General features: G+C 58.2%; 18 protein-coding genes and 5 tRNA genes. 1 reads left to right on the forward strand and 22 read right to left on the reverse strand.

Annotated features, from left to right (window positions below; translation table 11 throughout):
* Positions 1-226: 226 nt before the first annotated feature.
* The 15 genes from DWZ22_RS06875 to DWZ22_RS06945 form a co-directional block, all read right to left on the reverse strand.
* Positions 227-496, reverse strand: a complete 270-nt coding sequence (locus tag DWZ22_RS06875; RefSeq protein ID WP_199583466.1) for a hypothetical protein — start codon at positions 494-496, stop codon at positions 227-229.
* A 142-nt stretch (positions 497-638) separates the two neighbouring features.
* Positions 639-1,940, reverse strand: coding sequence for a M20 family metallopeptidase (locus DWZ22_RS06880; protein ID WP_199568911.1), 1,302 nt, complete (start codon positions 1,938-1,940; stop codon positions 639-641).
* A gap of 116 nt (positions 1,941-2,056) precedes the next feature.
* Entirely contained in the window at positions 2,057-3,040 is a 984-nt protein-coding gene (locus DWZ22_RS06885; RefSeq protein ID WP_117734685.1) for a DMT family transporter, read from the reverse strand.
* A 240-nt stretch (positions 3,041-3,280) separates the two neighbouring features.
* Positions 3,281-5,470, reverse strand: coding sequence for a YhgE/Pip domain-containing protein (locus tag DWZ22_RS06890; RefSeq protein WP_118405772.1), 2,190 nt, complete (start codon positions 5,468-5,470; stop codon positions 3,281-3,283).
* Positions 5,471-8,236 carry a YhgE/Pip domain-containing protein gene (locus DWZ22_RS06895; RefSeq protein WP_233546470.1) on the reverse strand — a complete coding sequence of 922 codons (2,766 nt, stop codon included), beginning with the start codon at positions 8,234-8,236 and terminating at the stop codon, positions 5,471-5,473.
* 508 nt (positions 8,237-8,744) lie between these two features.
* The gene (gene htpG, locus DWZ22_RS06900) at positions 8,745-10,769 is read right to left on the reverse strand and encodes a molecular chaperone HtpG (protein WP_117743165.1); all 2,025 of its coding nucleotides are present in this window, start codon (positions 10,767-10,769) and stop codon (positions 8,745-8,747) included.
* Between the two features lie 202 nt (positions 10,770-10,971).
* Positions 10,972-11,475 carry a GNAT family N-acetyltransferase gene (locus DWZ22_RS06905; RefSeq protein WP_118405774.1) on the reverse strand — a complete coding sequence of 168 codons (504 nt, stop codon included), beginning with the start codon at positions 11,473-11,475 and terminating at the stop codon, positions 10,972-10,974.
* 40 nt (positions 11,476-11,515) lie between these two features.
* A complete protein-coding gene (locus tag DWZ22_RS06910) occupies positions 11,516-12,166 on the reverse strand; it encodes a tyrosine-protein phosphatase (RefSeq protein WP_022094060.1) in 651 nt (216 codons plus the stop codon).
* Positions 12,167-12,183: 17 nt separating this feature from the next.
* Positions 12,184-12,921: a CpsD/CapB family tyrosine-protein kinase gene (locus DWZ22_RS06915; protein ID WP_117734690.1), complete on the reverse strand. Its 738-nt coding sequence runs from the start codon at positions 12,919-12,921 to the stop codon at positions 12,184-12,186.
* A 2-nt stretch (positions 12,922-12,923) separates the two neighbouring features.
* Positions 12,924-13,580, reverse strand: coding sequence for a YveK family protein (locus DWZ22_RS06920; RefSeq protein ID WP_117734691.1), 657 nt, complete (start codon positions 13,578-13,580; stop codon positions 12,924-12,926).
* Positions 13,581-13,775: 195 nt separating this feature from the next.
* Positions 13,776-15,200, reverse strand: a complete 1,425-nt coding sequence (locus DWZ22_RS06925) for a cell wall metabolism sensor histidine kinase WalK (protein ID WP_117799384.1) — start codon at positions 15,198-15,200, stop codon at positions 13,776-13,778.
* A 3-nt stretch (positions 15,201-15,203) separates the two neighbouring features.
* A complete protein-coding gene (locus tag DWZ22_RS06930; protein ID WP_089572665.1) occupies positions 15,204-15,932 on the reverse strand; it encodes a response regulator transcription factor in 729 nt (242 codons plus the stop codon).
* 64 nt (positions 15,933-15,996) lie between these two features.
* A complete protein-coding gene (gene pstB, locus DWZ22_RS06935; protein ID WP_117734741.1) occupies positions 15,997-16,872 on the reverse strand; it encodes a phosphate ABC transporter ATP-binding protein PstB in 876 nt (291 codons plus the stop codon).
* Positions 16,873-16,975: 103 nt separating this feature from the next.
* Positions 16,976-18,214, reverse strand: coding sequence for a sensor histidine kinase KdpD (locus tag DWZ22_RS06940; protein ID WP_117799386.1), 1,239 nt, complete (start codon positions 18,212-18,214; stop codon positions 16,976-16,978).
* A gap of 25 nt (positions 18,215-18,239) precedes the next feature.
* Entirely contained in the window at positions 18,240-18,935 is a 696-nt protein-coding gene (locus DWZ22_RS06945; protein WP_117743173.1) for a response regulator transcription factor, read from the reverse strand.
* A 197-nt stretch (positions 18,936-19,132) separates the two neighbouring features.
* Between DWZ22_RS06945 and DWZ22_RS06950 the strand changes: the two genes are divergently transcribed.
* Entirely contained in the window at positions 19,133-20,473 is a 1,341-nt protein-coding gene (locus DWZ22_RS06950; RefSeq protein WP_117763578.1) for a D-alanyl-D-alanine carboxypeptidase family protein, read from the forward strand.
* A gap of 132 nt (positions 20,474-20,605) precedes the next feature.
* Here the strand turns inward: DWZ22_RS06950 and DWZ22_RS06955 are convergent.
* The 7 genes from DWZ22_RS06955 to DWZ22_RS06985 form a co-directional block, all read right to left on the reverse strand.
* Positions 20,606-20,696, reverse strand: a tRNA-Ser gene (locus tag DWZ22_RS06955).
* A gap of 92 nt (positions 20,697-20,788) precedes the next feature.
* Positions 20,789-23,230 carry a lipopolysaccharide assembly protein LapB gene (locus DWZ22_RS06960; RefSeq protein WP_117799388.1) on the reverse strand — a complete coding sequence of 814 codons (2,442 nt, stop codon included), beginning with the start codon at positions 23,228-23,230 and terminating at the stop codon, positions 20,789-20,791.
* A 352-nt stretch (positions 23,231-23,582) separates the two neighbouring features.
* Positions 23,583-23,659 (reverse strand) — tRNA-Arg (locus DWZ22_RS06965).
* 348 nt (positions 23,660-24,007) lie between these two features.
* Positions 24,008-24,084, reverse strand: a tRNA-Arg gene (locus DWZ22_RS06970).
* 164 nt (positions 24,085-24,248) lie between these two features.
* A tRNA-Arg gene (locus DWZ22_RS06975) sits at positions 24,249-24,325 on the reverse strand.
* A gap of 164 nt (positions 24,326-24,489) precedes the next feature.
* A tRNA-Arg gene (locus DWZ22_RS06980) sits at positions 24,490-24,566 on the reverse strand.
* Positions 24,567-24,643: 77 nt separating this feature from the next.
* Complete coding sequence (locus DWZ22_RS06985) at positions 24,644-25,021, reverse strand: hypothetical protein (protein WP_117734697.1); 378 nt, start codon at positions 25,019-25,021, stop codon at positions 24,644-24,646.
* Positions 25,022-25,110 lie beyond the last annotated feature (89 nt).

The following is a 25,110-nucleotide window of genomic DNA, read 5'->3' on the forward strand; positions in this document are numbered from 1 at the left end:
TGGCCGAACGAGGGTATGGGGACTCGTTCGGCCAGACGCGCCGTCGCTGTTTGTGATCTCTTTTCCTCCGTCCCCTTCGGGTCACGTGATCCCTTGGGGACGGAGGAAAAGGGATCATTTCGTAGGCCCGTAGCTGCCTTGGAAAGCGAATGATGGTACGAGCTTCCATTCGGCTTCCAAGGCAGCCACGGGCAGAACGGGGCGAGCAGAAAAGAACGACGGACGTCTACTCCCCCGCCACGCTTGCGCGCAGCTTGGCGGCGATAGGCTCCGAGGCCAGCAGGAATACGAGCATGACCACAGAACACGCCAGGCACACGATCCAGATGCTCGCAAAGGAGCCCGTGGCATCGAACAGCACGCCCGAGACGATAGCGCCTACGGTGCCGCCGACCATCTCGAGCGAGGTAATGGTGCCCGTGACCTTGCCGAGGTCGGCCATGCCAAACTGCTTGGACGCGGCAATGGTGGGCGTTGGAGATGTTGTACTGCGCAAGAGATATTCCCAAGTCGCTGACGATGAGCGGCTGGAACAGGCTCATGCAGTTGACGAAAATGGTGTAGCACGTGGCCATGATCACAAAGCCGGAGGCCACCACGAGCCAGCCGGGGAAGAATTTACGTTGCTGAGACATGGATTACTCCTTGTGGTCCGCAATGTATCCGAGAGCGACGGCGGCATAAGCCGCGGCGCCGAGGGGAAGCTCGGCATCGTTAAAGCGCGCCTTGGGATGATGCTGGGCAAAATGCTCGTCCGTGTCGGTTACGGCCGCGCCCACCGTAAAGTACGCACTTGGGATCTCGCTCGAGATAAGCGCGAAGTCCTCACTCGCCATGGCATGGAACAGCGGCAAGAAGGCGGCCTTGGGCAGCACTGCGCCCACGTAACCAAGCGACGCCTGAGTCATATCGCTGTCGAGTACGAGCGGGGGAACATCCGAGAGTGTCTCGATAGTCGCCGGCGTACGATATGTTGCGGCAACGCCGTTGACGACCTCGGCGATGCGGGTCTTGAGGTGCTCCATGAGCTCAACGTCGAAGCCGCGCAGCGTGCCTTCCAGCACGCAGGTATCTGGGATGACGTTGGCAGCCTGACCGCCGGCGAACTTACCCACGGTAAGTGCGACCTCCTTGGCCGCCGGCACCTCGCGGGAGATAAGCTCCTGGAGCGCCAGGTGCACATGCACGCCCGCCGTGATGGGGTCGATGCAAATCTCGGGGCTCGAGCCGTGACCACCCTTGCCCTGGAGCGTGATGCGAAAACCGTATACACCCGAAAGTGCAGGGCTGCCATAGAGCACCAGGCCAAGCGGCGACTGGCTGTTAACGTGCATGGCAAAAGCCGCCTGAGGACGCGGGTTCTCGAGCAAGCCGTCGGCGATGGCAGCGCGGGCGCCCTCAAAGGTCTCCTCGCCCGGCTGGAACAGCAACTTAACCGTGGCGTTGGCATCAACAAGCTCTGCCTCGCGGGCCTTGAGCAGGCGCGCCGCACCAAGCAGCGCCGTCGCGTGCATATCGTGGCCACAAGCGTGCATGCAGCCGTTGGTGGAAGCGAAAGGCTCGCCCGATTCCTCGGCAACGGGCAGGGCATCCATGTCGCCGCGAAGCATGATAACCGTACCGGACTGCTCGTCCGTGCACGCACCATTGCCCTGAGCAGCCGCGGCCGCACCGGCACCAATCAGGCCAACAACACAGGAGCCGTCGACAAGCGTGGTATAGGGAATGTCCATCTCGTCCAGACGTGCCTGGATATAGGCAGACGTCTGCGGAAGATTGTTACCGAGCTCGGGCATCTGATGGAGATCGTGGCGCCATGCGGCAAGCTCACCGGCAAATGCCTGGGCTTCTTTGACCAGGCCATCGTCGATAGCGGTCTGCGCCGCTGTGGTAGCCTGAGGCGCTGGTTGAGGTTGAAGATCGGACAGAGCTGGTGCCATAGATGCCCTCCAGTAACGTTTTTGCAGCACGCACTTTGACAGCATAAAGTGCAAGGCACAACTGTAAGGGCATGACACAAAAAATGCCGCCCTGGAAGGGCGGCGCAACAAGTTGTTTACAATTGCGGGCGAGATTTTCGGCGCAAGAAATCGAAATGCGTCTCGCTCAAGATAATCGACAAAAAGATGAGCGCAAAGCCGGCAAGCAGGCGCGAAGTGAGCGCCTCCCCCATCAGCAGCACCGAGAACAGCACGCCCGAGGGGGACTCCATCGAAAGAAGCAGCGAGCCCGTCGAGGCGGGGACATGCGCCAGACCGACGTTTTGGACGAGCAGGGCCACGCACGTACAACCCACCGAGAGAAAGGCCACCACGCCGATAAAGCTCGGCGTCCACACGGACAGAGGCGCCTGAGTCTCGAATAGTAGTGACGTGATTAAGCTCAAAACGCCATTGCCCACAAACATCCAAAACGTGATGACGTTGATATCCATCTTGCGGCCATACTTGGCGGTCACCGCCATCTGGATAGCAAAGAAGACCGCGCCGCCCAACGTGATGACATCTCCGGCATTGAACTCGACGCTATCGAGTGCCACCAGGCCAATGCCCGCCAGGCACAGCAATGCGGCGCCCAAGTTGTAACGGGTAAGCTTTTCTCCGCCCAGGACATAGCTCGCAAACGGCACGAGGATGCAATAGGTACCCGTCAAAAATGCACTCTTGCCCGCCGTGGTCTGTGCCAGGCCAATCGTCTGCAAACCGTACGCGCCCCACATAAGTGCGCCCATACCAAGCCCGACGATAAGGTTGCGAGCATTAAAGTGCGCGATGATTCGTTTGTGGAAAATGGCAAACATAACCAGTGATGCCGGGAGAAAGCGAACGTAGACCAGCTCGAACACCGGAACGGTATCGAGCGCATCTTTCATGGTGGTAAAGGAATAGCCCCAGATGACCGCCACCGAAAACAGCAAGGCCTTCCAGAAGAACGGAGAACGCGCTCCGGCGCCACGGGAGGTGCCGCCGGCGCCCAGGTCCTCCCGTGCGACAGGGCTATCGGGCATGTTTTCGATTTCATCAACGGCATTCTGGGCCATAGGGCATCCTCGCGCTCAGTCTGGGCGTGGTGTCCGCACGCGCGTGACCGCGTGCCGCCTCATGGTCAAATAAAAACGGGGCGCACCGGACCCCCGGTACGCCCCGCTACTGTAGCAACAACCAGCGTTGCATCGCAATCCAGCATAATAAAGCGTTTTGTTCCGCCGTTCTACCGAACGGCGGACCGGCCGACGCTGCGCGAGCCGCATTCACGCTGCATCGGCGTTAACGTTGCTGTACTAGATAAGCTTTGTTGATTCCAGCTTTTCGATGATCCAGTCGTTGGCTTTGATGACCGGGCGGCGGAAGACGACGCCCAGTGCCAGCGACGGAATCAGATAGCTCGCCAGAATGCCTAGCTCAATCCAGTACTCCATATGGTAGGCACCGGCCATGGCGGCATGCATGGCGTTGATGCCATGAGTAAACGGCAGGAACGGATAGATCGCCTGGAACACGGGACCGGTCATCTCGATGGGGAACGTGCCGCCCGAACCGCCGACCTGCATGACCAGCAGCACGACGGCGAGCGCCTTGCCGATATCGCCAAACGAAACCGTAAGCGTGTAGACGATATTGGAGAACACGAGACTCGCGACCCAGCCCGCCAGCACAAACTGCAGTGGATTGTCGCACTGAATGCCAAAGAACAGAATGTCGCCCGCGCACACGAGCGTTGCCTGCAGCAGGGCCAGACCGCCAAAGAACAGGTAACGACCCAGGTAGATCTCGTGCAGGCGCACGGGGATCAGCTCGTTGATGAGTTCATCGTCAACCGACACCTTCATCATGGCTGCCAGCACAATCGAGCCCACCCACAGCGACAGAATCGTATAGAACGGCGCCATGGCCGAACCGTAGTTGCGGATCGGATAGACCGGCTTGCGGTCGAGCGCGACGGGGCCGGAAAGCGACACGGCCAAACCCTCGGGATCGTTGCCGATCATCGTCTTGATCGTCGCAAGGTCATCCGACATCAAGGCGCCGTCGAGCTCGTCCTTAAATGCGCCGATCTTGTCCGACGCCTCACCCAGCTGATCGGAAGCCTTGTTGACCAGCTTTGCGGCTTTGGAGAGGCCCTTTGCCAGCGAACCGGATGCATCGGTCAGGCCGTCTACGGCGCTATCCAGATCGCCCGAGATGCCATCGAGCGAGTCCAGAATGCCCGAGACGGTCTTCTTGAGCTCCTTGGCCTTAACCGAGAACGTGGAATCGTAATCGGATTTGGCACCTGCGATACCGGCCTTGGCATCGGCGATGGCCTGATCGACCTCGTCACGCGAGTTGTTGACCTCGGCCATGCTGTCCGTAAGCGACGTCGCGATTTTCTCCAGCTCCGTGGCATTGTTGCTGTACTCATCGGCGATTCCGCCCAGCGACGTCGCGGCGGACTTGAGGCCGTCCTTCAAATTCTCATCGCTCACCTGGTCGGCAAGGCTACCGAGCAGACCGGCCATCGCATCGATATCGTAAGCACGCGTATAGAGCGCCGAGGCGGCAGCGTCGAGCTGGCGCACCGTAAGGTCCACATGCAGGTTTGCGGTGTCGAACGCCTTATCGAGCTCGGCAGACACCTTGTCGAACGAACCCGCACTTCCATCGATCGCGGCATCGATGGCATCGTTTGCCGCCTTAAGCGCTTCTTTGGAATCATCGATACCGCTTTTGGCATGTTCCATGAACTGCTTTGTCGACTCATCGACGGCACCGGTCTGTTTGAGCATGCCGCTCGCCGACGTCAGCGAATCGGACGTGGAGCTCAAAATGCCCGCAAGCGACGTTGCGCTGGCCTGAACGCCCTGCAGGTCCTGGACCGAATCGCCGAGCGTCGAGGACAGGTTGGCGATAAAGTTGCTGACCTGGTCGGTGCTCATGTAATCGAGCAGGCTGGACACCGTCTTAAGACCGATGCTCGTAATGGTCTCGGTAAAAGTTTCGTTAACCTGGCTTTGAACGGCGCTCGAACCCTTCTCGGTCACGATCTGCGCGATGGCGTTGGCCTTCTGGTTCTCGTAAAACTCGATATCGGCGTGCTTCACCTCAGTCGAGAAAAGCGTCATCATGTCGGCGCTAAACGTTTTAGGGATAACGACGGCAGCGTAGTACGCGCCCGACTTAACGCCCTCGATCGCCTTATCGCGGTCGTTGAGGACAACCCAGTCGAAGTTCTCGTTGCCGCGCAGGGTGGCGGTTACGTTTTCGCCCACGTTGACCTCGACGGGAATCAGATCGCTCTCGTAGCCCTCGTCGGTGTTGACCACGGCAATCTTAAGATTGCCGGTGTTGCCGTACGGATCCCAGCTGCCGGCGATGTTAAACCACGCGTACAGACACGGCACGATAATGAGACCCATCACGACAATTAAGCCGATCACGGAGCGAGACACGTTTTGGACATCGCGCTTAAACAGATGCAGGATGTTCTTCATTTATGCCTCACCTCCTTTGGAGTGCTTGCCAAGCGCGGTGGTATCTCCATCATTTGTGGCTGTGCTGTCGCTGCCCTGAGATTTATGGTGCGAGCCTATATGCGGCAAGCGGCCCGTGGACTGATCGCCGCCCTTGGCACCACGCTCGCTGGCGTTGAGGCCAAACATGTGGCGGGCGGCAGGAATGGCGGCCGTGTGTTCGCGCATCTCGCGACGCAAGTCCTCATCCGAAAGCGCTGAGATGCGCATCTGGGTATTGAGGCTCGCGCGGATATATTCGATATTGATAAGCCAGCCGCAGATGGCAATAACCGAGATGATCCAAATGACAAGCAGGATGATCTTGCCGTTATTGTCGATATCGAGAACCGTCGACAGGACAAAGAGCAGGACCTGAACGCCCACCACGGCGGCAAAACCGCCCTTGATGTAGTAGGGGTAACGGTGCTCAAAGGTCACCGCATGGTCGAGCAGTTCGCGACGGTACGAATCGGAATCGAGCATGACACGCATGGCCGTGCGCAGCGAGTAGCGCTGGCGCGGCAGGTCGTTGGACTCGCAAATCATCATACCGGTCGTGGAAAGCTGTTTATCAAAGAGCAGGTTAAGGTTGAGCAGCAGCGGACGCAGCTGCAGGCCGATAAAGAGCGCCACAATCAAGAACACGCCCAGAATGCACAGGTTAAACAGGTAGTTGAACGAATACATGCCGCCGACCGTCTCGCGCAGCAGATTGATGCCGTAGGTAAAGGGCAGCAGCGGATGCAGCCACTGGAAGAAGCCGGGCATCATCTCGATGGGGTACATGCCCGAAGAGCCCGGAATCTGCACGATAACCAGAATGACGCCGATCGCCTTGCCGATATGCTTAAACGTGGTGGACAGCGCATAGATGATATTGACGTAGGTGAACGAGATAGCGATGCCGCCCAGCACGAACAGCAGCGGGTTGACGCACTGCACGCCAATCACCAAATCGCCCACCGTAACGATGATGGCCTGGAACGCACCCAGGATCACCAGTAGCAACCAGCGGCCAAAGTAGCCCTGACGCGCGGTAAAGCTGCCGATGCCTTCGCGGTCGACCTCGAGCTTGTAGATAGCGATAAGCACGTAGCCGCCCACCCAAAGCGCCAGATTGGTATAGAAGGGAGCGATGCCCGAGCCAAAGCTCTTGACCGGGAAAATTGACTTGGAAGTCAGCTCTACGGGAGATGCCATAAAGTCTGCCACGTCATTGACGTCGACACCCATCAGTTCAGCCAGCTCGCCCATGGACTCGGAGGTCTGCAGCGCCGCAATGTCGTTGGCGGCGGTTGCGAGCTTGTCCTGGACCTTGGCAAGCGAGGCATCGGTCTGGGACAGCGTGGTCTTGGCCTGACCGAGCGTAGCATTGAGTTGCGAAAGTGTACCGCGCGCGCTTGCAATAGTAGGCGTGAGGCCAGACACGATTCCCGTCAGATCACCCGAGACGGCGGCAAATGAATCAAGCGCGCTCGAGGCCTTCGGCAGCGCGTCCTGCCCCAGGTCCGTCTGAGCCTGACCGAGGTTAGCCGTACCGGTCTGAATTGCCGTGTTGAGTGCCTTGCTCGCGTTCGAGATTGCCCTAGCGTCGTTTTCCATGGCGATCGACTGTGCAGAAAGGCCATCCTTGATGCTCTGCAGCTTCTGGTTTTGCTCGCGAAGCGAATTGATGGTCGATGCGATGAGCGCGTCGGCGTCCTCCGACCCCGTCGACGTATCGTTAGCGAGAATCTGCAGGCGCTCGATGACAGCGCTGTTGTGGTCAATCGTCGCCTGGAGAGAATCGAGCGAGTTGTCGATACGAGTGGTTGTGGACGTCAAAGCGCCCGTCATCTTTCCGACCGCGGCGTTCGCAGAAGCCGACGTTTTGCTCAACGCGATGCTGCCTTCCGAGAGCGCCTTGGAGAGCGAGGTGATGGAATTACCCGCCGTGGCGCGAGCCTCGCCCAGCAGGTCGTTGCCCTGGGAGATCGCCTGCGTCAGCGACGGCGCCCGACCCTGCAAGCCCGCCAACGCGGCATCGGCCGATGCGATCGAGCCGCTCGTCTTGTCGATGGCGGCGTTCATGTCGCCAATCGAATCACGCACCTCGCCCAAGGTGTCGGATGCCTCGGACACCGAGGCTGCCAACGAATCCTGGGCCTGGGTCGTTTTGTCCTTTAAATCGACTCCGGCATCCTTGGCAATACTGGCAACGGTCTCGCCCGCCGTGGAGACAAATTCCGAGTTGATCTGCTCCTCGATGGTGTTTGCGCCGGTGTCGGTAACCTTGGGCGCAATAGCGCTCTTCTTCTCATTGACGTAGTACGTAAGCTTGGGCTGATGGTAGTTGCCGTCGAGCATCGAAACCAGGTTATCCGAGAAGTTCTTGGGGATTACGATGGCCGCATAGTACTCACCGCTCTCGACGCCCTCTTTAGCATCGGCCGCCGAATCGACGAAGGTCCAGCCCAGCCGATCGTTCTCCTTGAGCTGATCGACGACCTTATCGCCCGCGTTGAGCTCGCCCACCAAGTCGTTTTGGGTGCCCTGATCGTTGTTGGCGATGGCAATCTTGATACCCTGGGTGTTTCCGTACGGATCCCAGTTGGCCACGATGTTGTACCAGGCATACAGCGAGGGAATAACGCACACGCCGAGGGTAACCACCAGGGCGACGGGGTTCACGATCAATCGCTTGATGTCGCGTTTAAAGATTGCAAAGGAAACCTTTGCATCGGATAGTTTGCTGCCGAGACTCACGCTTGGACCATCCATCCTGTCGTTGAATCGAATCGTACTATCGATAACCATTGTACGAAGGCGTTTTAACGTCTCGATGCACAATGGTATTGAGTTTTGCGGGTAGCAATATACTACGAAGATGAGTTAACGTACAGTTGTACAGTATCTTTAATTTCAGCAGGTCACAAAACCACAACCCGCACAAATTAGCAACCCAACTAGTCATTGGGGACGTTCTTAAACGACTAGTCAAACAAAAACGTCCCCAATGACCGCTTTTTCCTCCGTCCCCAAGGGATCATTATTGGACCGCCGATGTTTTGGTAATGCCAGCGAGCGAGCACCAGAGCGAACAAATTGGCATGAAAAGAGGACGGCATAGACCTTCTGGTCATGCCGTCCTCTTTGAATGACAAGTTGTCGCTCTGGTGCCCGCGCAGCGTCGGCTGGTCCGCCGTTCGTTAGAACGGCGGAACGAAGGGCAGCGTCGAGCCGTTACGCCGTTCGGTAGAACGGCGTAACTAAGTTACATCAGGTCGCAGACAGCTGCGGCGAAGGCCACGGGGTCCTCGGGCAGAATGCCCTCGACCAGCAGGGCCTGATCGTAGAGCAGACCGGAGTACTGCTTGATCTTGTCGGCATCGCCTGCCTTCTGAGCAGCAACGAGCTTGGCAAAGACCGGGTGCTTGGCGTTGAGCTCGAGCACGCGCTGGCTCTTGGGCATGCCGTCGGGCGCGCCCTCGGGTCCCTTCTGGAGTACCTTCTCCATCTCGAGCGAAAGCGGGCCCTCGGTGGTGATGCACGCGGGGGCATCGGTCAGGCGCGCAGAAACGGCAACCTTCTCGACCTTGTCACCGAGCGCCTCCTTCATAGCGCTAAAGAGGTCCTCGTTTTCCTTGGTGGCGTCCTCGGCCTCCTTCTTCTCGTCCTCGGTCGCCAAGTCAAGATCGCCAGTCGCAACGTTCTTGAGCTCCAGGTGACGATCCTCGACCTCGGGCTCGGCACCGTCGGCAACGGCCTTCTCGGCAGCCTCGCGAGCAGCATCGTCCTCATAGATCTTGGGCATATCGCGCGCCACGTACTCACGCATGGCCTGGAACGTGAACTCGTCCACATCCTGCGTCAGCAGCAGCACGTCATAGCCGCGGTCGAGCACGCCCTTTACCACGGGCATCTTGGCCAAGCGCTCACGCGAGTCGCCGGCGGCGTAGTAGATGGCCTTCTGATCCTCGGGCATGCCCTTGGCATACTCGGCCAGGGTAATCATCTTCTGTTCCTTGGCAGACCAGAACAGCAACAGGTCGGCGAGCTCATCGGCCTTCATGCCATAGCTCGAGTAGATGCCGTACTTAAGACCGCGGCCAAAGTTTTCGAAGAACTTCTCGTAGGCCTCGCGGTCGTTGTCGCGCATATCCTCAAGGTCGGCGGTGATCTTCTTCTCGACACGCTTGGCGATGGCCTTGAGTTGACGGTTCTGCTGCAGTGTCTCACGCGAGATGTTGAGCGACACGTCGGCAGAATCCACAACGCCACGGACAAAGTTGTAGTAGTCGGGCAGCAGGTCGTCGCACTTCTCCATGATCAGCACGTTGGAGCTGTAGAGCGCCAGGCCCTTCTCGTAGTCCTTGCTGTACAGATCGAACGGGGCGCGGCCCGGCACAAACAGCAGGGCGTCGTACTCGAGCGTACCCTCGGCATGGAAGCTGATAGTGCGTGCCGGATCGTCAAAGTCGTGGAACGTGGACTTGTAGAACTCGTTGTAATCCTTCTGCTCAACGTCGGAGCTGCGCTTTTTCCAGATCGGCGTCATGGAGTTGACGGTCTCGAGCTCCTGGTAGTCCTCGTACTCGGGCTTATAATCGTCGCCAGCATCCTCGGGCTTGGGCTTCTGGCGGCTCTTGGACACCATCATCTGGATCGGGTAACGCACATAGTTGCTGTACTGCTGAATCAGGCTCTTGAGGCCCCACTCGGTCAGGAAGCGATCGTAGGTCTCGGCCTCGCCGTCGGCGTCGAGCTTCTCGTTCTCGCGCAGCGTCAGGACGACATCGGTACCGTGCTCGGCGCGCTCGCCGTCTTCGATGGTGTAACCCTCAAGACCATCAGACTCCCACACGTGAGCGGTGTCCTCGCCATAGGCGCGGCTGACCACCTTCACATGGCTGGCAACCATAAAGGCAGAGTAGAAGCCCACGCCAAACTGACCGATGATATCGACATCCGAACCCTGCTGCTCGGCGTTCTCGGTCTTAAACTCCTCGGAGCCGGAATGGGCGATGGTGCCCAGATTGCGCTCGAGCTCCTCGGCGGTCATGCCAATGCCGTTATCCGAGATGGTAATGGTGCGGGCATCTTTATCAAAGGAGACGCGAATAGCCAAGTCGCCCTGGTCGAGCTTGACGCTCGGATCCTGCAGGCTCTTAAAGTTGAGCTTGTCAACGGCGTCGCTCGCGTTAGAGATAAGCTCGCGCAGGAAGATTTCCTTATTGGTGTAGATGGAGTTGATCATGAGGTCGAGCAGTTTTTTGCTCTCGGTCTTAAATTGACGCATGTGCAGTCCTTTCGCGCTACCCCCGTCCGCAAAAACGGCCCGGTTGCCCGAGCCGCATCGCAGACCTGCTATGTTCAGACTTAGATTTTATAACCCATTAGCGCGCATATATACACACGGTATCGAAAAACTGTATGTCCGAGCGTTCCAATGCGCCAATTGCCAAGGAGTGTCCCCAACTGCCGGCAGAAAAGGAACGTCCCTATCTGCCGCCCTCGACCCGTTTGGCCATCCAGGCATGGGGCTGGCCCTCGTCTTCGTAGTCTACCGGGGCAATTTGTGTGTAGCCCGCCTTGGCATAGAGCGGCAGCACGTATTCCTGCGCATGCAGCTTAATAAGCTTAGCGCCGGCATCGCGTGCACACGCACCACTGGCCTCAACGATCGCACTCGCCAGTCCACGACGACGCATAGCCGGCAGCACGGCCACGCGCCCCATAATGTAGGTCTCCCCCGCCGCGGCGCCTTCGTCCAAGTCGCACGTCGGCGACACCGGAGCCTCTACGTCAGTCGCGCGCTCAAGCTCTTCGGGAAACACGCGCGAGCAACCGGCAAGCTCGCCGTCTACATAGAGCGTCACATGAATGCAGTTCGGATCCTCGTCGATAGCGTCGAACTCATTCTCGTAGCCCTGCTCGTCCATAAAAACGACGCGGCGCACCAGCGCCGCGTCCTCAAAGCATCCCGTCTTAAGTTGGATATCCATGACAGCCCCCTTCATTCAGCACGAACGTTAGGGACAGATTTTAGCGAAAATGAGCTCCGCGCACGCTAAACTTCGCGCGAGCCTTCGCCAGGCAGTCGTAATGACCCACGTTATGGGCATCGCTCGCGATGAAGCTGTACAGGTTCTGATCGAACAGGCGCTGGGCCGGCTTTTTCTCGCGACCAAAGCGACCACCGGCAATAAAGTCCGCCGAAGCCTGCAGCTTGCAGCCCATATCGACTAGGCGCTCCGCCACACTTACATCCTTTTGAACCGCACGATAGCGCTCAGGATGAGCGATGATCACCTGGTAGCCACGGCACTGCAAATCGTAAATCGTGTTCTCGTACTCTCTAAACGCATACGCATCGGCATGCGTCGAAAGCTCGAGCAGGAACTCGTTGGTCCCATCGAAATGCAGGTGCTCCGCGGCATCGATACCAAGCTCAACGAGCTTTCGATGGTTGACCTCGAAGCCCATCTGGAGCGGAAAACCGTCAGCGTTATCGCGCAGCAGCTCAAAGGCATCCCACATCTTGTCGTAATCAAAATAGGGATCACGGCAGTGAGGAGTGCAAACGATTCTGGTTACACCGGCCCGCTTGGCGGCCTCGAGCATCGCCAAGCTCTCATCGAGATCGGCGGCGCCGTCGTCTACACCCGGCAAGATATGGCAATGAATGTCACGCATAGATCAGCCCTAATTAACTAAACGTTTGCACGGTTGGTGAAGATGCCCTTTTTGGAAGTCCCCTGATCGCCGGAGCCCTTCTTCACCTTCTTACCGTCCTTGGTGTAGTAAGAATAGTAGTACTCGCTGGTCTCGGTCTCGCAGTAGTTCATAACGGTACCGATAAGCTTGACTTTCTCAGACTTCTTAAGCTGACCGATAGCGTTGAGCGCCTCCTCACGCTTGGTGAAATCCTCGCGCACGACAAAAAGCGCGCCGTCGGTCAGGCTCGCGATCTCGGCAGCATCGATAAAAGTACCGACCGGAGGAGCATCAAAGATGACGTACTGGAACTTGGCGGACAGTGCCTTTACCAGCTTTGCAAAGCGGTGAGAGACGATGATATCGGCAGGATTGGGAATGTGCGGCTCGGCATCGAGGAAGTAGAAATTCTTCTGGCCGGTCTCGACGATCGCCTGGTCGATAGACACCTGCTCAGACAGGACCGAATAGAGTCCGCCACGGGAGCGGACACCGAGCATATCGGCAAGGGACCTGCGGCGCATATCGGCCTCGACCAGCAGGACACTCTTGCCGCTGGTGGCGATAGCCTGGGCAAGGTTGATGGAAACCGTGGACTTGCCCTCGTTGGGAATCGAGGAGGTAACGGTGATGGTGCGAATGGGGTCGTCCACGCTCGCAAAGCGGATGTTGGCCAGAAGGGTCTTGGCGGCATTCTGTACAACGAGCTTATCGGTGTTCTTTGCCTTAGCCATGCCTATTTACCACCTTTCATAGCCGGAATTCGGCCAACAACGGGAATGCCCAGGAGCTCTTCTGCCTCTTCGGCGCCGCGGATGCGGGTATTGAGCATGTCTGCCAAAACGACATAGGCAACTGCGATAAAGATGCCCGCGAGGAACGCGACGGCAATATACAGCGCGCGCTTGGGGCCACTGGGGGCTTCGGGGGTCTTAGCCTCGTCGATAACGTTGATGCTCTGGGCAGCGCCGACGTTCTGAGCGACCGTACTCACCGAGCTGGCCATGGCCTTTGCGACCTCAGCCGTCTCCTTGGCATCGGTGCCGGTAACCGAAAGCGTAATGACGCGCGTGGTGGTCTCGGAGGAAACAGACACCTTGTAGTCATCCAGATCGGTGAGGCCCAGTTCTTTGGCGGCGCCGCTCTTAACGCTATCGCTATCCAGCAGCGTGGCGATATCGTTGGAAAGCATCTGGCTCGCCGAGAGATCGTTGTAGCTCATCTGACCGCTATCGTCGGTCTTGGCGAGAATGTACATGCTCGTCGTCGCGGTGTAGGTGTTGTCCATCGCAGCGAAGGACACGATGCCCATGGCGATCGCGCAGACCACCGGAAGGGTGATGACCAGCTTGAGGTGCTTCTTCAGCAGCTGGAACAGTTCGAGAAGGGTCATGCAGCTTGCCTTTCATTTCCCCAGTTCGGATTGACAAAACTGTCCGTATGTTATCGCATCTTTTTACCGAGACCAAACTCTATACATAAGAAACAGGCTCTCCTGTAAAAATGACGGAAACAATCGTAAAATTGCACAACAACGCCGCACCAGAAAGTCCGATGCGGCGTCTACATCATTATCTATGTTGTATCGCTATGCGAATGGCTCGTCCTGCTGTATGGGAAACATCACCGTAATGGTGGTTCCCACGCCCAACTCGCTCGATAGATCGATCGTGGCGTGATGATACAGGGCCGCATGCTTGACAATGGCAAGCCCCAGACCGGTTCCGCCGCGTGCCTTGGACCTACTCTTGTCCACGCGATAGAACCGCTCAAATACCTTGCCCTGTTCTTCAGGCGCGATACCGATTCCCGTGTCGGCGACCGCGAGGAACGGATGGCCTTCGTCGTTGGTGCCGCACTGCAGCGTAACCGTACCGCCGGGTCGATTGTAGCGGATGGCGTTGCTTGCCAGATTGTAGATGAGCTCGTCAATCAAGCGCGACACGCCTTCGATGACCACAGGCTTGGTCTCATGACTTATCGTCACATTCGCCTGACGGGCGACCTGTTCAAGACGCTGCTCAACCGTGTAGATGGCACGCGAGAGCTCAATAGGCTCCGTGGACCCAATGGGCACCGCCTCGCCCTCAGTTGCACGCTCGGCCTCGTCCAAGTTAGACAGCGTAAGGATATCGTTGACAAGCGCTGCCAAGCGGCCCGCCTCACGATAGATGCGACCGCCAAAGTTGCGCAGGTCATCCTCGCCCTCAACCATGCCGTTTGCGATGAGCTCGGCATAGCCCGAAATCGCCGTAAGCGGCGTCTTGAGCTCATGGGTGATATTCGCCGTGAATTCGCGGCGCATACGGTCGTTGTCCGCTAGCACCGCCATTTGGCGCTTGAGTTCCTGGCGCTGCGACTCGATACGCTCAAGCATGGGGACCATCTCGGCATAGGCGTGCTCATAGCTACGGCGCGGGTGGTCCAAATCCACCTCTTGCAACGGCGCGATGATGGCACGGGACTCGCGGCGCGCCATGAAAAATGAGAGTACCGCACCCGCTGCTGCGATAAGCAGCATCGGCGCCACCATCGACAGCAAAATCGCCGCAACGCCAGGCTGGGCCTGCGCCAAGCGGACAACCTGGCCGTTATCAAGGGCGACGGCGCGATACAGCATAATCTCGTCGAGCGTAGAGCTTGCGCGCTCCGCGGAACCCAAACCACTCTCAAAGGCCTCGATGACCTCGGGGCGATCGCCATGGTTGGGCAGTGTGGAAGGCGATGCCTCGTTGTCGTAGGCAACCGATCCATCCTTGTTAATCAGCGTGATGCGCAAGTCCTCGCGATCGAGGCTACGCAAGAACGGGATGGGCTCCTGCTGCTCGTCGAGGGCGGCAGCAATGAGCTCGGTTTCCTGCGCTAGATTGGCACTCGTGGCATCCGCCAAGGTGTTTTGCAAAAAAAACGCACCCAGCACCGTAAACGCCACGATAACCGCCATGGCGCAGACAAAGATCGTCACAAAAACGCGGTGCGACAGCGTTTGTTTTCCCTGGGGGGCGAAGACCACGGGTTACTCCTCCGATGCGGTGGCCGCGGTGTCGTCACCTTCGGCACCATCACCGGCAGAAGGCTCGGCCAAGCGGTAGCCCACGCCGCGCACGGTCTCGATGGCGCTGGCATGCTCGCCCAGTTTTTGGCGAAGCGTCTGCACGTGCACGTCAACGGTGCGCGAACCGCCGTCGAAGTCCCAGCCCCACACGCTCTGCAGCAACGACTCGCGGGTAAAGACCACGCCAGGCTTGCGCATGAGATACTCAAGCAGGTCGAACTCGCGCAGGGTAAGCTTAAGCGGCTCGCCGGCAACGGTCACCTCGCGATGGCTGGGCGAGAGCACGATGTCGCCCACACTGAGCACATCGCTCGCCTGCTTGACCATGCCGCCGCGACGCAGCAGTGCGCGGCAACGGCTCGCAAGCTCCATGAGCGAAAACGGCTTAGTCAGGTAATCGTCGGCACCGCCATCGAGCGCCATCACCTTGTCGAGCTCGGTGTCCTTGGCGGTAAGCATCATGATGGGCACCGTCGCCGTCAGGCGGTCGGCACGCAGGCGACGCATAATTGCCAGGCCATCGGTATCGGGCAGCATGATGTCGAGCAGGACAGCATCGGGCACCCGTCGCGCCACAGCAGCCTTAAACTCGCCATCGCACGAAAAGCCCTCGGCCTCGATCCCCTGCTTGCGCAGCGCATAGACCGTCAAATCCCTGATGTTGTCATCGTCCTCGACGTAATAGATCATGTTGAACCCCTTTGCGGCCGACATGACCGCATCTTAACCCTAAAGGTACCTTTACGAGATGGTATCAGCCAAAACGTCCCGTCAAATAATCCGCTGTGCGCGGGTCGGTCGGATTTTTGAAGAGCTGAGCGGTGGGCGCGTGCTCCACCAGCTCGCCCAGCAAGAAAAACGCGACCGAGTCGGAGATGCGCGCCGCCTGCTGCATATTGTGCGTAACGACCACCAACGTGCAGGTCTCCTTGAGCTCGCAGGCAAGCTGCTCCACCACCAGCGTCGATACGGGGTCGAGCGCCGAGGTCGGCTCGTCCATCAGCAGAATGTCGGGCTGCACGGCCAGTGCACGGGCGATGCACAAACGCTGCTGCTGGCCGCCCGAAAGACCCAGGCCCGACTCCTTCAGTTTGTCCTTGACCTCATCCCACAGAGCGGCTCGACGAAGAGAATCCTCGACCAGCTCATCCAGCACGGCGCGATCGCGCACGCCCATGCCACGGGGGCCGTACGCGACGTTGTCGTAAATACTCATGGGAAACGGGTTAGGGCGCTGGAACACCATGCCCACGCGCTGGCGCAGGCGGCAGATGTCGTAGTCGCCCAGGATATCCTGGCCATCGAGCGCGATCTTGCCCTCGATGCGACAGTCCTTGATGCCGTCGTTCATGCGGTTAAAGCAACGTAGCAGCGTCGACTTGCCGCAGCCCGAAGGACCGATAAACGAGGTGATCTGCTTGTCGCGGATCTTGATGGACACGTCCTTGAGTGCGCGGTGGTCGCCATAGAACAAATCGAGGCCCTCGACGTCGATGCGCGTCGGCGAGGCGGCAAGGTCCTGCGCCGTGGGGCGCGTCGCGTCTCCGACTTCGCGCTCGTGCGCAGCCTCGGCTCGCGCTTCCATGAGTTCTTCAAGCTCCGTGGGCTCCACAGCCGCAGCAGCCGTCATACCGCATACCTCCATATCGATATCAATCCAGCAGTATCGATAGTAGGAATCGCGGCTCATACGCACGTGAGCGCATTGTCAAGTGTTTGTAAGGGCGCCTACGCTACGCGGCGGGCAGCTCGATGGTAAAAACGGTATGCTCGGGCGTCGATTCGCACGCGATGGTACCGCCATGCGCGCATACAATCTCCTTGGCGATGGCGAGACCCAGCCCAGCGCCGCCGCGATTGGTCGCACGCGCCGCATCCAGGCGATAGAACTTCTCAAAGATCACCTTGAGCTTTGGCTCAGGGATCGGATCGCCCTGGTTTATAAATCGTACGCGCACGCCGCCGTTACCCAAACGTCTGGCCTCAATCGTGATCATCGAGCCTTCATAGCTATAGGCAACAGCGTTTTTCATGATGTTGTTGAATACGCGAGCCATCTTGTCGCCGTCCACGAGCACCGTCAGATCCTCGCAGATATCAACCTGGGCTTCTTTATGCTGTTCGCTGAGAATGGGATAGAACTCGTCGGCCACCTGCGCCAGTAAGAGCCCCAAATCGACGTAGCTGCGGGTGAGCACGATATCGTGGAAATCAAAGCGCGTGATGTCGAAGAACTCCTCGATGAGCGCATCGAGCCGGTGGGCCTTGTCGATTGCCACGCCCGTAAAACGCGCGCGCTGCTCAAGCGGCAAATCGGGGGCCTCCTGCAAGAGCGAAAGGTAGCCCACCACGCTGGCGAGCGGCGTGCGCAGGTCGTGCGCCAGGTACGTCACCAGGTCATCTTTGCGGTGGGATTCGTCACGCAGGGCTTGTTGAACCCTGCGCTCGCAATCGCGCGCCCGGTTGAGCGCACCCTCGGCCTCGAGGAAGTCGCCGTCAATGTTGTCCCATGTGTCGGGGTTATCGATCAGACGGTCCTGAATGCGGGCGGCAATCACGCGGTCTGCGTGCAGCTCGCCCTGCTCGTAACCCTGGTAGTACAGGGCGCGTCCGCAGAAGAACAGGACGCACACGGCAAGCGCCAGCACAAATCCAAGCATGTTGAACACAAAGCCGGCGTCAAAGAATACGGGGTCGCCAATACCGCCAAGCGCCATGGACCCGATCGCCAACGTAATTGTCCACGCGGCGCCGCCGATCACCACACAGCGACGAACGATTTCGAATCGATCAATCAGCAAAATGCCAATGAGTAGAACTGCCAGGATGCCAACGATATTGTCAATGCCGATGAGCAGCAGACTCAGCAAAAAGAGCAGCACCGTCGCTAACGCACGGTTGTCAACGACCGCCCTTACGTATTCAAAGAGTCGATCGGGCACCTCGAATGCCCGCCTATCGTCTTTTGTCATATCTACTCCCCCACCATCAAAGGCGTTATTCGATTATGTAGCCGACGCCCCAGACGTTTTTTATAAAGCGCGGCTTCTGGGCATCGTCGCCAATCTTTTCGCGCAGATGGCGAATGTGCACCATAACCGTATTGTTGGAGCCGGGCATAAAGTCCTCGTTCCACACCGCGCGGAACAGGTCCTCAACGGGCACCACGCTACCACGATGCTCGACCAGATACAGCAAGATGGAATACTCGATGGGCGTAAGGCGCACCGACGCACCGTCCACCGTCACAGAGCGGGCGTCGCGGTTGATCTCGAGGCCGTCGAGCTGGATGATCGGCGACTCGGCCACCTGTGCGCGGCTGCCGTAGCTGGTATAACGACGAAGCTGAGCATGAACGCGTGCAATGAGCTCCAGCGGACGGAACGGCTTGACCACATAATCGTCTGCGCCAAGCGAGAGCCCCTCGATCTTGTCTTGCTGGGCATCGCGCGCCGTCAGCATAATCACGGGATAGGTATGGCTGGAACGAATCGTACGCAACAGCTCAAAGCCATCGATATCGGGCAGCATGACATCCAGCAGCGCCAAATCAAACTCCTGCTCCAGAATCGCCTTGGCCGCACCGGCCCCGCTGTAGGCAATCTGGACATCAAAGCCTTCTTTTGTAAGGTAGATGCCAACTAGGTCGGCGATGGCCTTCTCGTCATCAACTACCAAAATGCGCTCGTTCATGCGTGCTCCTCTCGCGCTCCATTATGCCCGAGGGGGCGCCCGTCACACACAACAAGCGTGGGTGATTAAGTCGGCCTTAAGCACCCTTGTGCCCGTTCGGGCGCGGATGTGGGCCACGCACGCACGCAACGATCGTCGTCGCCGGCAAACGATATACTCTAGTGCCAGAAGAGACCATCCCGTCGAAAGCGAAATCTGTGAAGTCCCTCACCTCTTTTGCAAAACGCTCCGCCCAGCTTGCCGCCGGCTTTGCCTGCGCCATCGCCCTTACCGCTGGCGTGCCCACCGTCGCCGGCGCCCAAGTGCTCACGACCGACGACGTCTGCGGCAAGACCGCCGACGTCCGCGGCATCACGACAGAAAACCTGCCCGATATCGAGGCAACTAATGCCCTTGTTATGGGCAAGGACGGCACCGTCTACTATGGACGCGGCGCCGATGAGCAGGTCAAGATTGCCTCGATCACCAAGGTCATGACCGCAATCCTGACCGTCGAAAACTGCAAGATGGACGAGAAGGTCACGGTGAGCAACGCTGCCGCCACCGTAGGCAACTCGACTGCCGGCCTGCTCGAAGGCGACGAGCTTACCGTGGAGCAGGCGCTGCGCGGCCTGATGATTCCCTCGGGCAACGACGCCGCCATCGTGCTCGCCGAATATGTGGGCAAGAAGATCGACCCTAAGACCAAAGACGCCGAGGCCACATTTGTGAAGGCCATGAACGAGCGCGCTAAGAAGCTCGGCTGCACCGGTACGCTTTTTGAAAACCCGCATGGTCTGGACTTTGATGAGTGGGCTGGCGATATGCACTCAACCGCACACGACGTAGCGCTGATGATGCAGGAGGCCATGAAAAACGACACGATCCGCGAGGTCGTAGCGAGCGAGGATTCCTGGATCGAGGTCACGGGCGCCGACGGCACCGACCATTCGCATTCCATGGACACGCATAACTATTTGCTGGGCCAAGATGGCAACATCGGTGGCAAGACCGGCACTACCGACGATGCAGGCTATTGCTTTACGGGTGCCTACAACCGCGATGGCGACGAGATCTACACCGTCGTTTTGAACTCCACCACCACCGACCAGCGCTTTACCGATACCGCAACCCTTGCCAATTGGTACTACGGTCACAAGGTGACGGTCGCGATCGCCAACACGCAGGAAAAGACCGCCAACGGCAACCCGCTTATGGCGCGCATTGGTCAAACCGACTGGACTGATAAGACGATCGACGCCACACTCGCCGATCCTACGGCGCAAGCGACCGTGTTTTCCCTTGCCGGCGAGGTGACCGAAAAGGTTAGCTACGACGATCTTTCGGGCACGGTGCATGTGGGCGACAAGGTGGGCAGCATTACGCTCAAGCAGGACGGTACCAAGATCGCCGTCATGGATTTGGTTGCCGACGAGGAAGGCTCGGGGCCGAATCCCATTGAGTGGCTACTCGTGAAGCTCGACCGCCTGGGCCGTCGCATCGACAACCGCCCACTCACGGCAGAAAGCGAGACCGTCGCCAAGGCGCCCGAGGTGTAGGACGCAATAATAATAAGCTCATTAAAAGGAGGCATCCGAAAGGATGCCTCCTTTTTTGAGGGTTCGAATCCCCAGCCGCCATTCTTGATAATAAAAAAGGGCCCCAAATGGGACCCTTCTTTCAATTCATACTGGCGGAGAGCTGGGGATTCGAACCCCAGATGCCCTTTTGGGGCATACTCGCTTAGCAGGCGAGCACCTTCGGCCTCTCGGTCAGCTCTCCGTAACAGCCGTTCTATAGTAACCAAACAGCCGAAGTTGGGCAAGAGGAAATTTTCTAATTGCCTAGCAGCCTTTCCTCCTTGAAAGCTTCGCCTACCCCAGCGAGCGGTTGAGGGAGCCGAGCTCGTCGTTGCCCATGGTGCGCCACATTTGGAAGATACAACCGCGTGCCAGGAAAAAGAAACCGTTGTCGACCAGTTGCACAGCGGCATCTGCAAGCTGATTCGTCACGGCGGACACTGGCGGCAGCTCGAGTCCAGCCTTGCGGATGGTCTCGACCGCTTCCTCGAACGTCGGAGGCTCGCTGACGCCCATCTCGTTCATAAGGCCCTGCATTTCTTCCAGCGCGCTGCTGCCCGACTCCTCGCCGCGCGGCACCAGGCGGTAGCACGCCAACGCGAGCTCGAGCTGGTCGCAGTTCCAATAGGCAAACGCCAGGCGATAAAACAGGTAACCGATTGAAGTACGGTCGCTTGCAATGCGCAGGCCATGGCGCGCTACCTCGATAATCTCGTCAAAGCGCTCCAGACGTGCCAACACGTTGATGAGCGCGAAGTGAGACTGCATGGACGAGCGCGCCAGATCGTAAAGATGGCGCACTTCGGGCAGTGCTCGTTCAAAGTCCTCTTGCTCGGCGTAAAAGCTGCAGATCTCGTGCTGGGCAAAGTACAGCGCATCGGGCGCACGAAGGATTCGCACAGAGCGGTCTTCTTCCAACACCGGTAGCACCATGCGCACCAGCTGGTTATCACAAAACTGCGTTTGAACCGGACCCGTCGCCAAAAGCTCGGCGACGGCGCACTTAGCCTCCAACTCCTCGACAAGACGGGAAAAACCTTCAAAAGCACCTGTACGGTCGACTTTTGCCTGCTCGCGCAATTCAACAACACGGGCCACGTATGGGTCATCGTCCTCTTCCATGACCTCCAACTCGTCAGCCTTATCGGCAAGCAGCAGATCGCGCAGCGCCGGCGGCAGCGTGCGATGGTCATCACGCGGACGAGCATGAACCTCCGCAGGTTCAATCGTCTCCGGAGCAGTTGACTCATAGGCCTCAAGCACACGCTTGCACGGCATATCGTCCATGTCCATGCTCTCAAGATCCTTGGCGACAGGCACGCAATCGGCCAGATAGGCCGCGCGCCCAAAGAAATACGTTGCGACAACGCGCTCGCCCTGCTCACTGTCGGGAGCAGCAATCTGCACATAGCAGCGCGTGATGCAGGTGCCCGCGGCAAAACACGCCGCCGCAAGCGTGAGCGCCACGCGCGCATCGTGCTCCGCAGCCCAGATCGCACGCGTGTCCTCTTCCAGCTCGCGCCAGGCGTCATCTTGAGCGTCGTATTCACGTTGCGGCATGGCATCCACGACAGAGCGCCCAAACCGAACGAGCATAATCCCCTCGGCAACATTTACTCGATAGGTATAGTCGAGCCGTGTGACCACGTTGAGCGCTTCTACGATACGTGCAAAGCGGGTGCGAACGTCCCACTCACCGCCCGGCTGGCAAGCCACCGTACCCGGTTTGCCCCACGGGTTATCGCTTGAGGCCGTATCGAGCAGACGGGGGACATCGTTGGTCGTCTTGGCGATATGCCACGAATCAAAAAGCGCACAGCCCTCAAAGCTCGGCGAGGACGCGACGGGGCCTAATCCGGCCCCGATGCGCTCAAGGATGCCAGAGAGGCGGTTGAGACGGCACTCGATGGCAAGCAGGGCATCGATCTCGGCCTGATCGAGAAGACTGCGATCAAAATTGAGATAGAAAAGCTTTGAGCGGTCGATGCGCGCTAGGCTCATTTCAGTTTTTGCCGCGATGGTGCGCAGACGTGGCAGATTGACCTCGCTCATCAAGGCCGCGGCATAACGCTCGATACCACTCGGATTCTCGGTATGGTCAACGCGGTAGAGCAGCGTCTCGATAGCATCGGGGAGCGGTGCCGTGTTAAAGCCCAAAAACACCTCGACCGGCTCGGGTAACTTTACGAGCTTGATCTTGTCGACAACGTTTTGCATGTCATCATCGAGACCGTCGACGCCCGCCGTGTTCGCAATAGCGCTTTCGGAGTTGGCAAATATCACGTAGCGCAAGAACATCGAGGCCATGAACTCGCCGTAAGGAAGAGCGCGGGTCGAATTCCACGTCTCGCGGTCGGACTGCTCGCGCATGGGGCCTTCGGGAGATCCGGCAGTTCGCGCGCACGCGCGCATGGCGCCGTTGGCCGCCCTCACCATAATCTCGCCAATACTGGAATCGGACTCGTCAAGGACCAGTTCCATGTCGGGATCGTTGGGCAGCGGAGCCTCGCTAACGGGGCGGTCCACCTTGTACACCTCACCCGAAACGCTTACGTAGCCCAAAAGCGACACATGACTTTTGCCAACGAATTCGACGACATAACAAGATTCATGTTGATCCTCGCCAAAGAGTTTCCAGACCACGCCATATGAGCGTCCCGCAGGCTGCTCGGGCATCGCCGGAAAGCGCTTCTTGGGATCGAGAAACCTGAGCTTGTATGTCGGACGCTCTGCCACGAAATATCACCCTGATCGGTCGCTTGAGAAGGAGTGGTCGCGAATAAGTCGCGACATCTACTCGGAATCTTACACGAGTCGACAGGAAATCGTCCCTTTGGACGAAAGCACTCAAGCTGGCGCAAAAGAAAAGCCCCCGTTGCCGGGAGCTTTAATCTCAAATGGTGCGGCGTATAGGATTCCGCGCATCCGCTGCGCGGATCCGCACCGGCTTCGCCCGCCCGCCGGCGTGCTCGCCCGCGGGCTAAAAACGCTCCGCGTTTTCTTTACGCCCGCGCCTCGACCGAGGTTCGAATCCATGCGGTGTTTACGTAAAAGAAAAGCCCCCGTTGCCGGGAGCTTTAATCTCAAATGGTGCGGCGTATAGGATTCGAACCTATGACGTTCTGATTCGTAGTCAGACCCTCTATCCAGCTGAGGTAACGCCGCGGCTTGTTGAATATTATGCACATGGACTGAATAATCGTCAAGCGTTTTTCAAAAAAAGTTATTGAATTTGATTTTTACTCATTTTGACCCCTTGATGCGATCTTCGACGCATCGCGATATAAGAAAAGCTCCCGTTGCCGGGAGCTTTAAAGTCAATTGGTGCGGCGTATAGGATTCCGCGCATCCGCTGCGCGGATCCGCACCGGCTTCGCCCGCCTGCCGGCGGACTCGCCCGCTCGCTACGGACGCTCCGCGTCCGCTTCACGCTCGCGCCTCGACCGAGGTTCGAATCCATGCGGCGTCCGCCTAAAAGAAAAGCCCCCGTCACCGGAGGCTTTCAATTTCAATTGGTGCGGCGTATAGGATTCGAACCTATGACGTTCTGATTCGTAGTCAGACCCTCTATCCAGCTGAGGTAACGCCGCAACGCACGGATTATTATGCACGTGACCCCTCGATGGGTCAAGCGACAATTTGGAAAAATTTTACGAAGTGATGATTAAGACGCTCGCGCCTCGACCGAGGTTCGAATCCATGCGGCGTCCGCCTAAAAGAAAAGCCCCCGTCACCGGAGGCTTTCAATTTCAATTGGTGCGGCGTATAGGATTCGAACCTATGACGTTCTGATTCGTAGTCAGACCCTCTATCCAGCTGAGGTAACGCCGCAGCGCAAGGATTATTATGCACGTGACCCCTCGATGGGTCAAGCGACAATTTGGAAAAATTTTACGAAGTGATGATTAAGACGCTCGCGCCTCGACCGAGGTTCGAATCCATGCGGCGTCCGCCTAAAAGAAAAGCCCCCGTCACCGGAGGCTTTCAATTTCAATTGGTGCGGCGTATAGGATTCGAACCTATGACGTTCTGATTCGTAGTCAGACCCTCTATCCAGCTGAGGTAACGCCGCAGCGCAAGACATATAAAACCACTTTAGCTTATTGGAGTCAAGCACAATCTCAAACTTTTTTGTGGAACGCAGTTTTGTCACGCTGCTCCGCATATACCACCGTTCCCCGTACGATCGATTGGCTTTTCGATCACGTCAAACTTAGCATCAAGTTCCCTCAGGAGCGATCTCACCCGCTGGGCACAATCATAATCGGCAAACGAGATGCTCAGCATGCGCGCAGCCTGGTTAGATGTCCGGACCCCATAGAAATGCTCCAGGGCCACAAGTCCCTCATGCGTCACAAAGGTCTCGACCACATGCGGCGACTCCTCAAAGCACCATTGGGTCAACGGACCCTCGCTCGTCTGTCGAACCACCAGGCCACCCATGCCAGACGGCTCACACGTTACAAGCAGATACTCCCCGCCCTCGTCGCTCTCAAACAAAACCACCCGATCATCAAACAGCTCCATCGCGTCCCCTTTCTCTCGCTCTTATTTAGCAAAAGCATAGCAGGTAGATGGCTGTATACAGAACAGTTGTTCGTGTGTTTTCTATTGAA

It is taken from the genome of Collinsella sp. AF31-11 (assembly GCF_003475605.1).
Classification (GTDB): domain Bacteria; phylum Actinomycetota; class Coriobacteriia; order Coriobacteriales; family Coriobacteriaceae; genus Collinsella.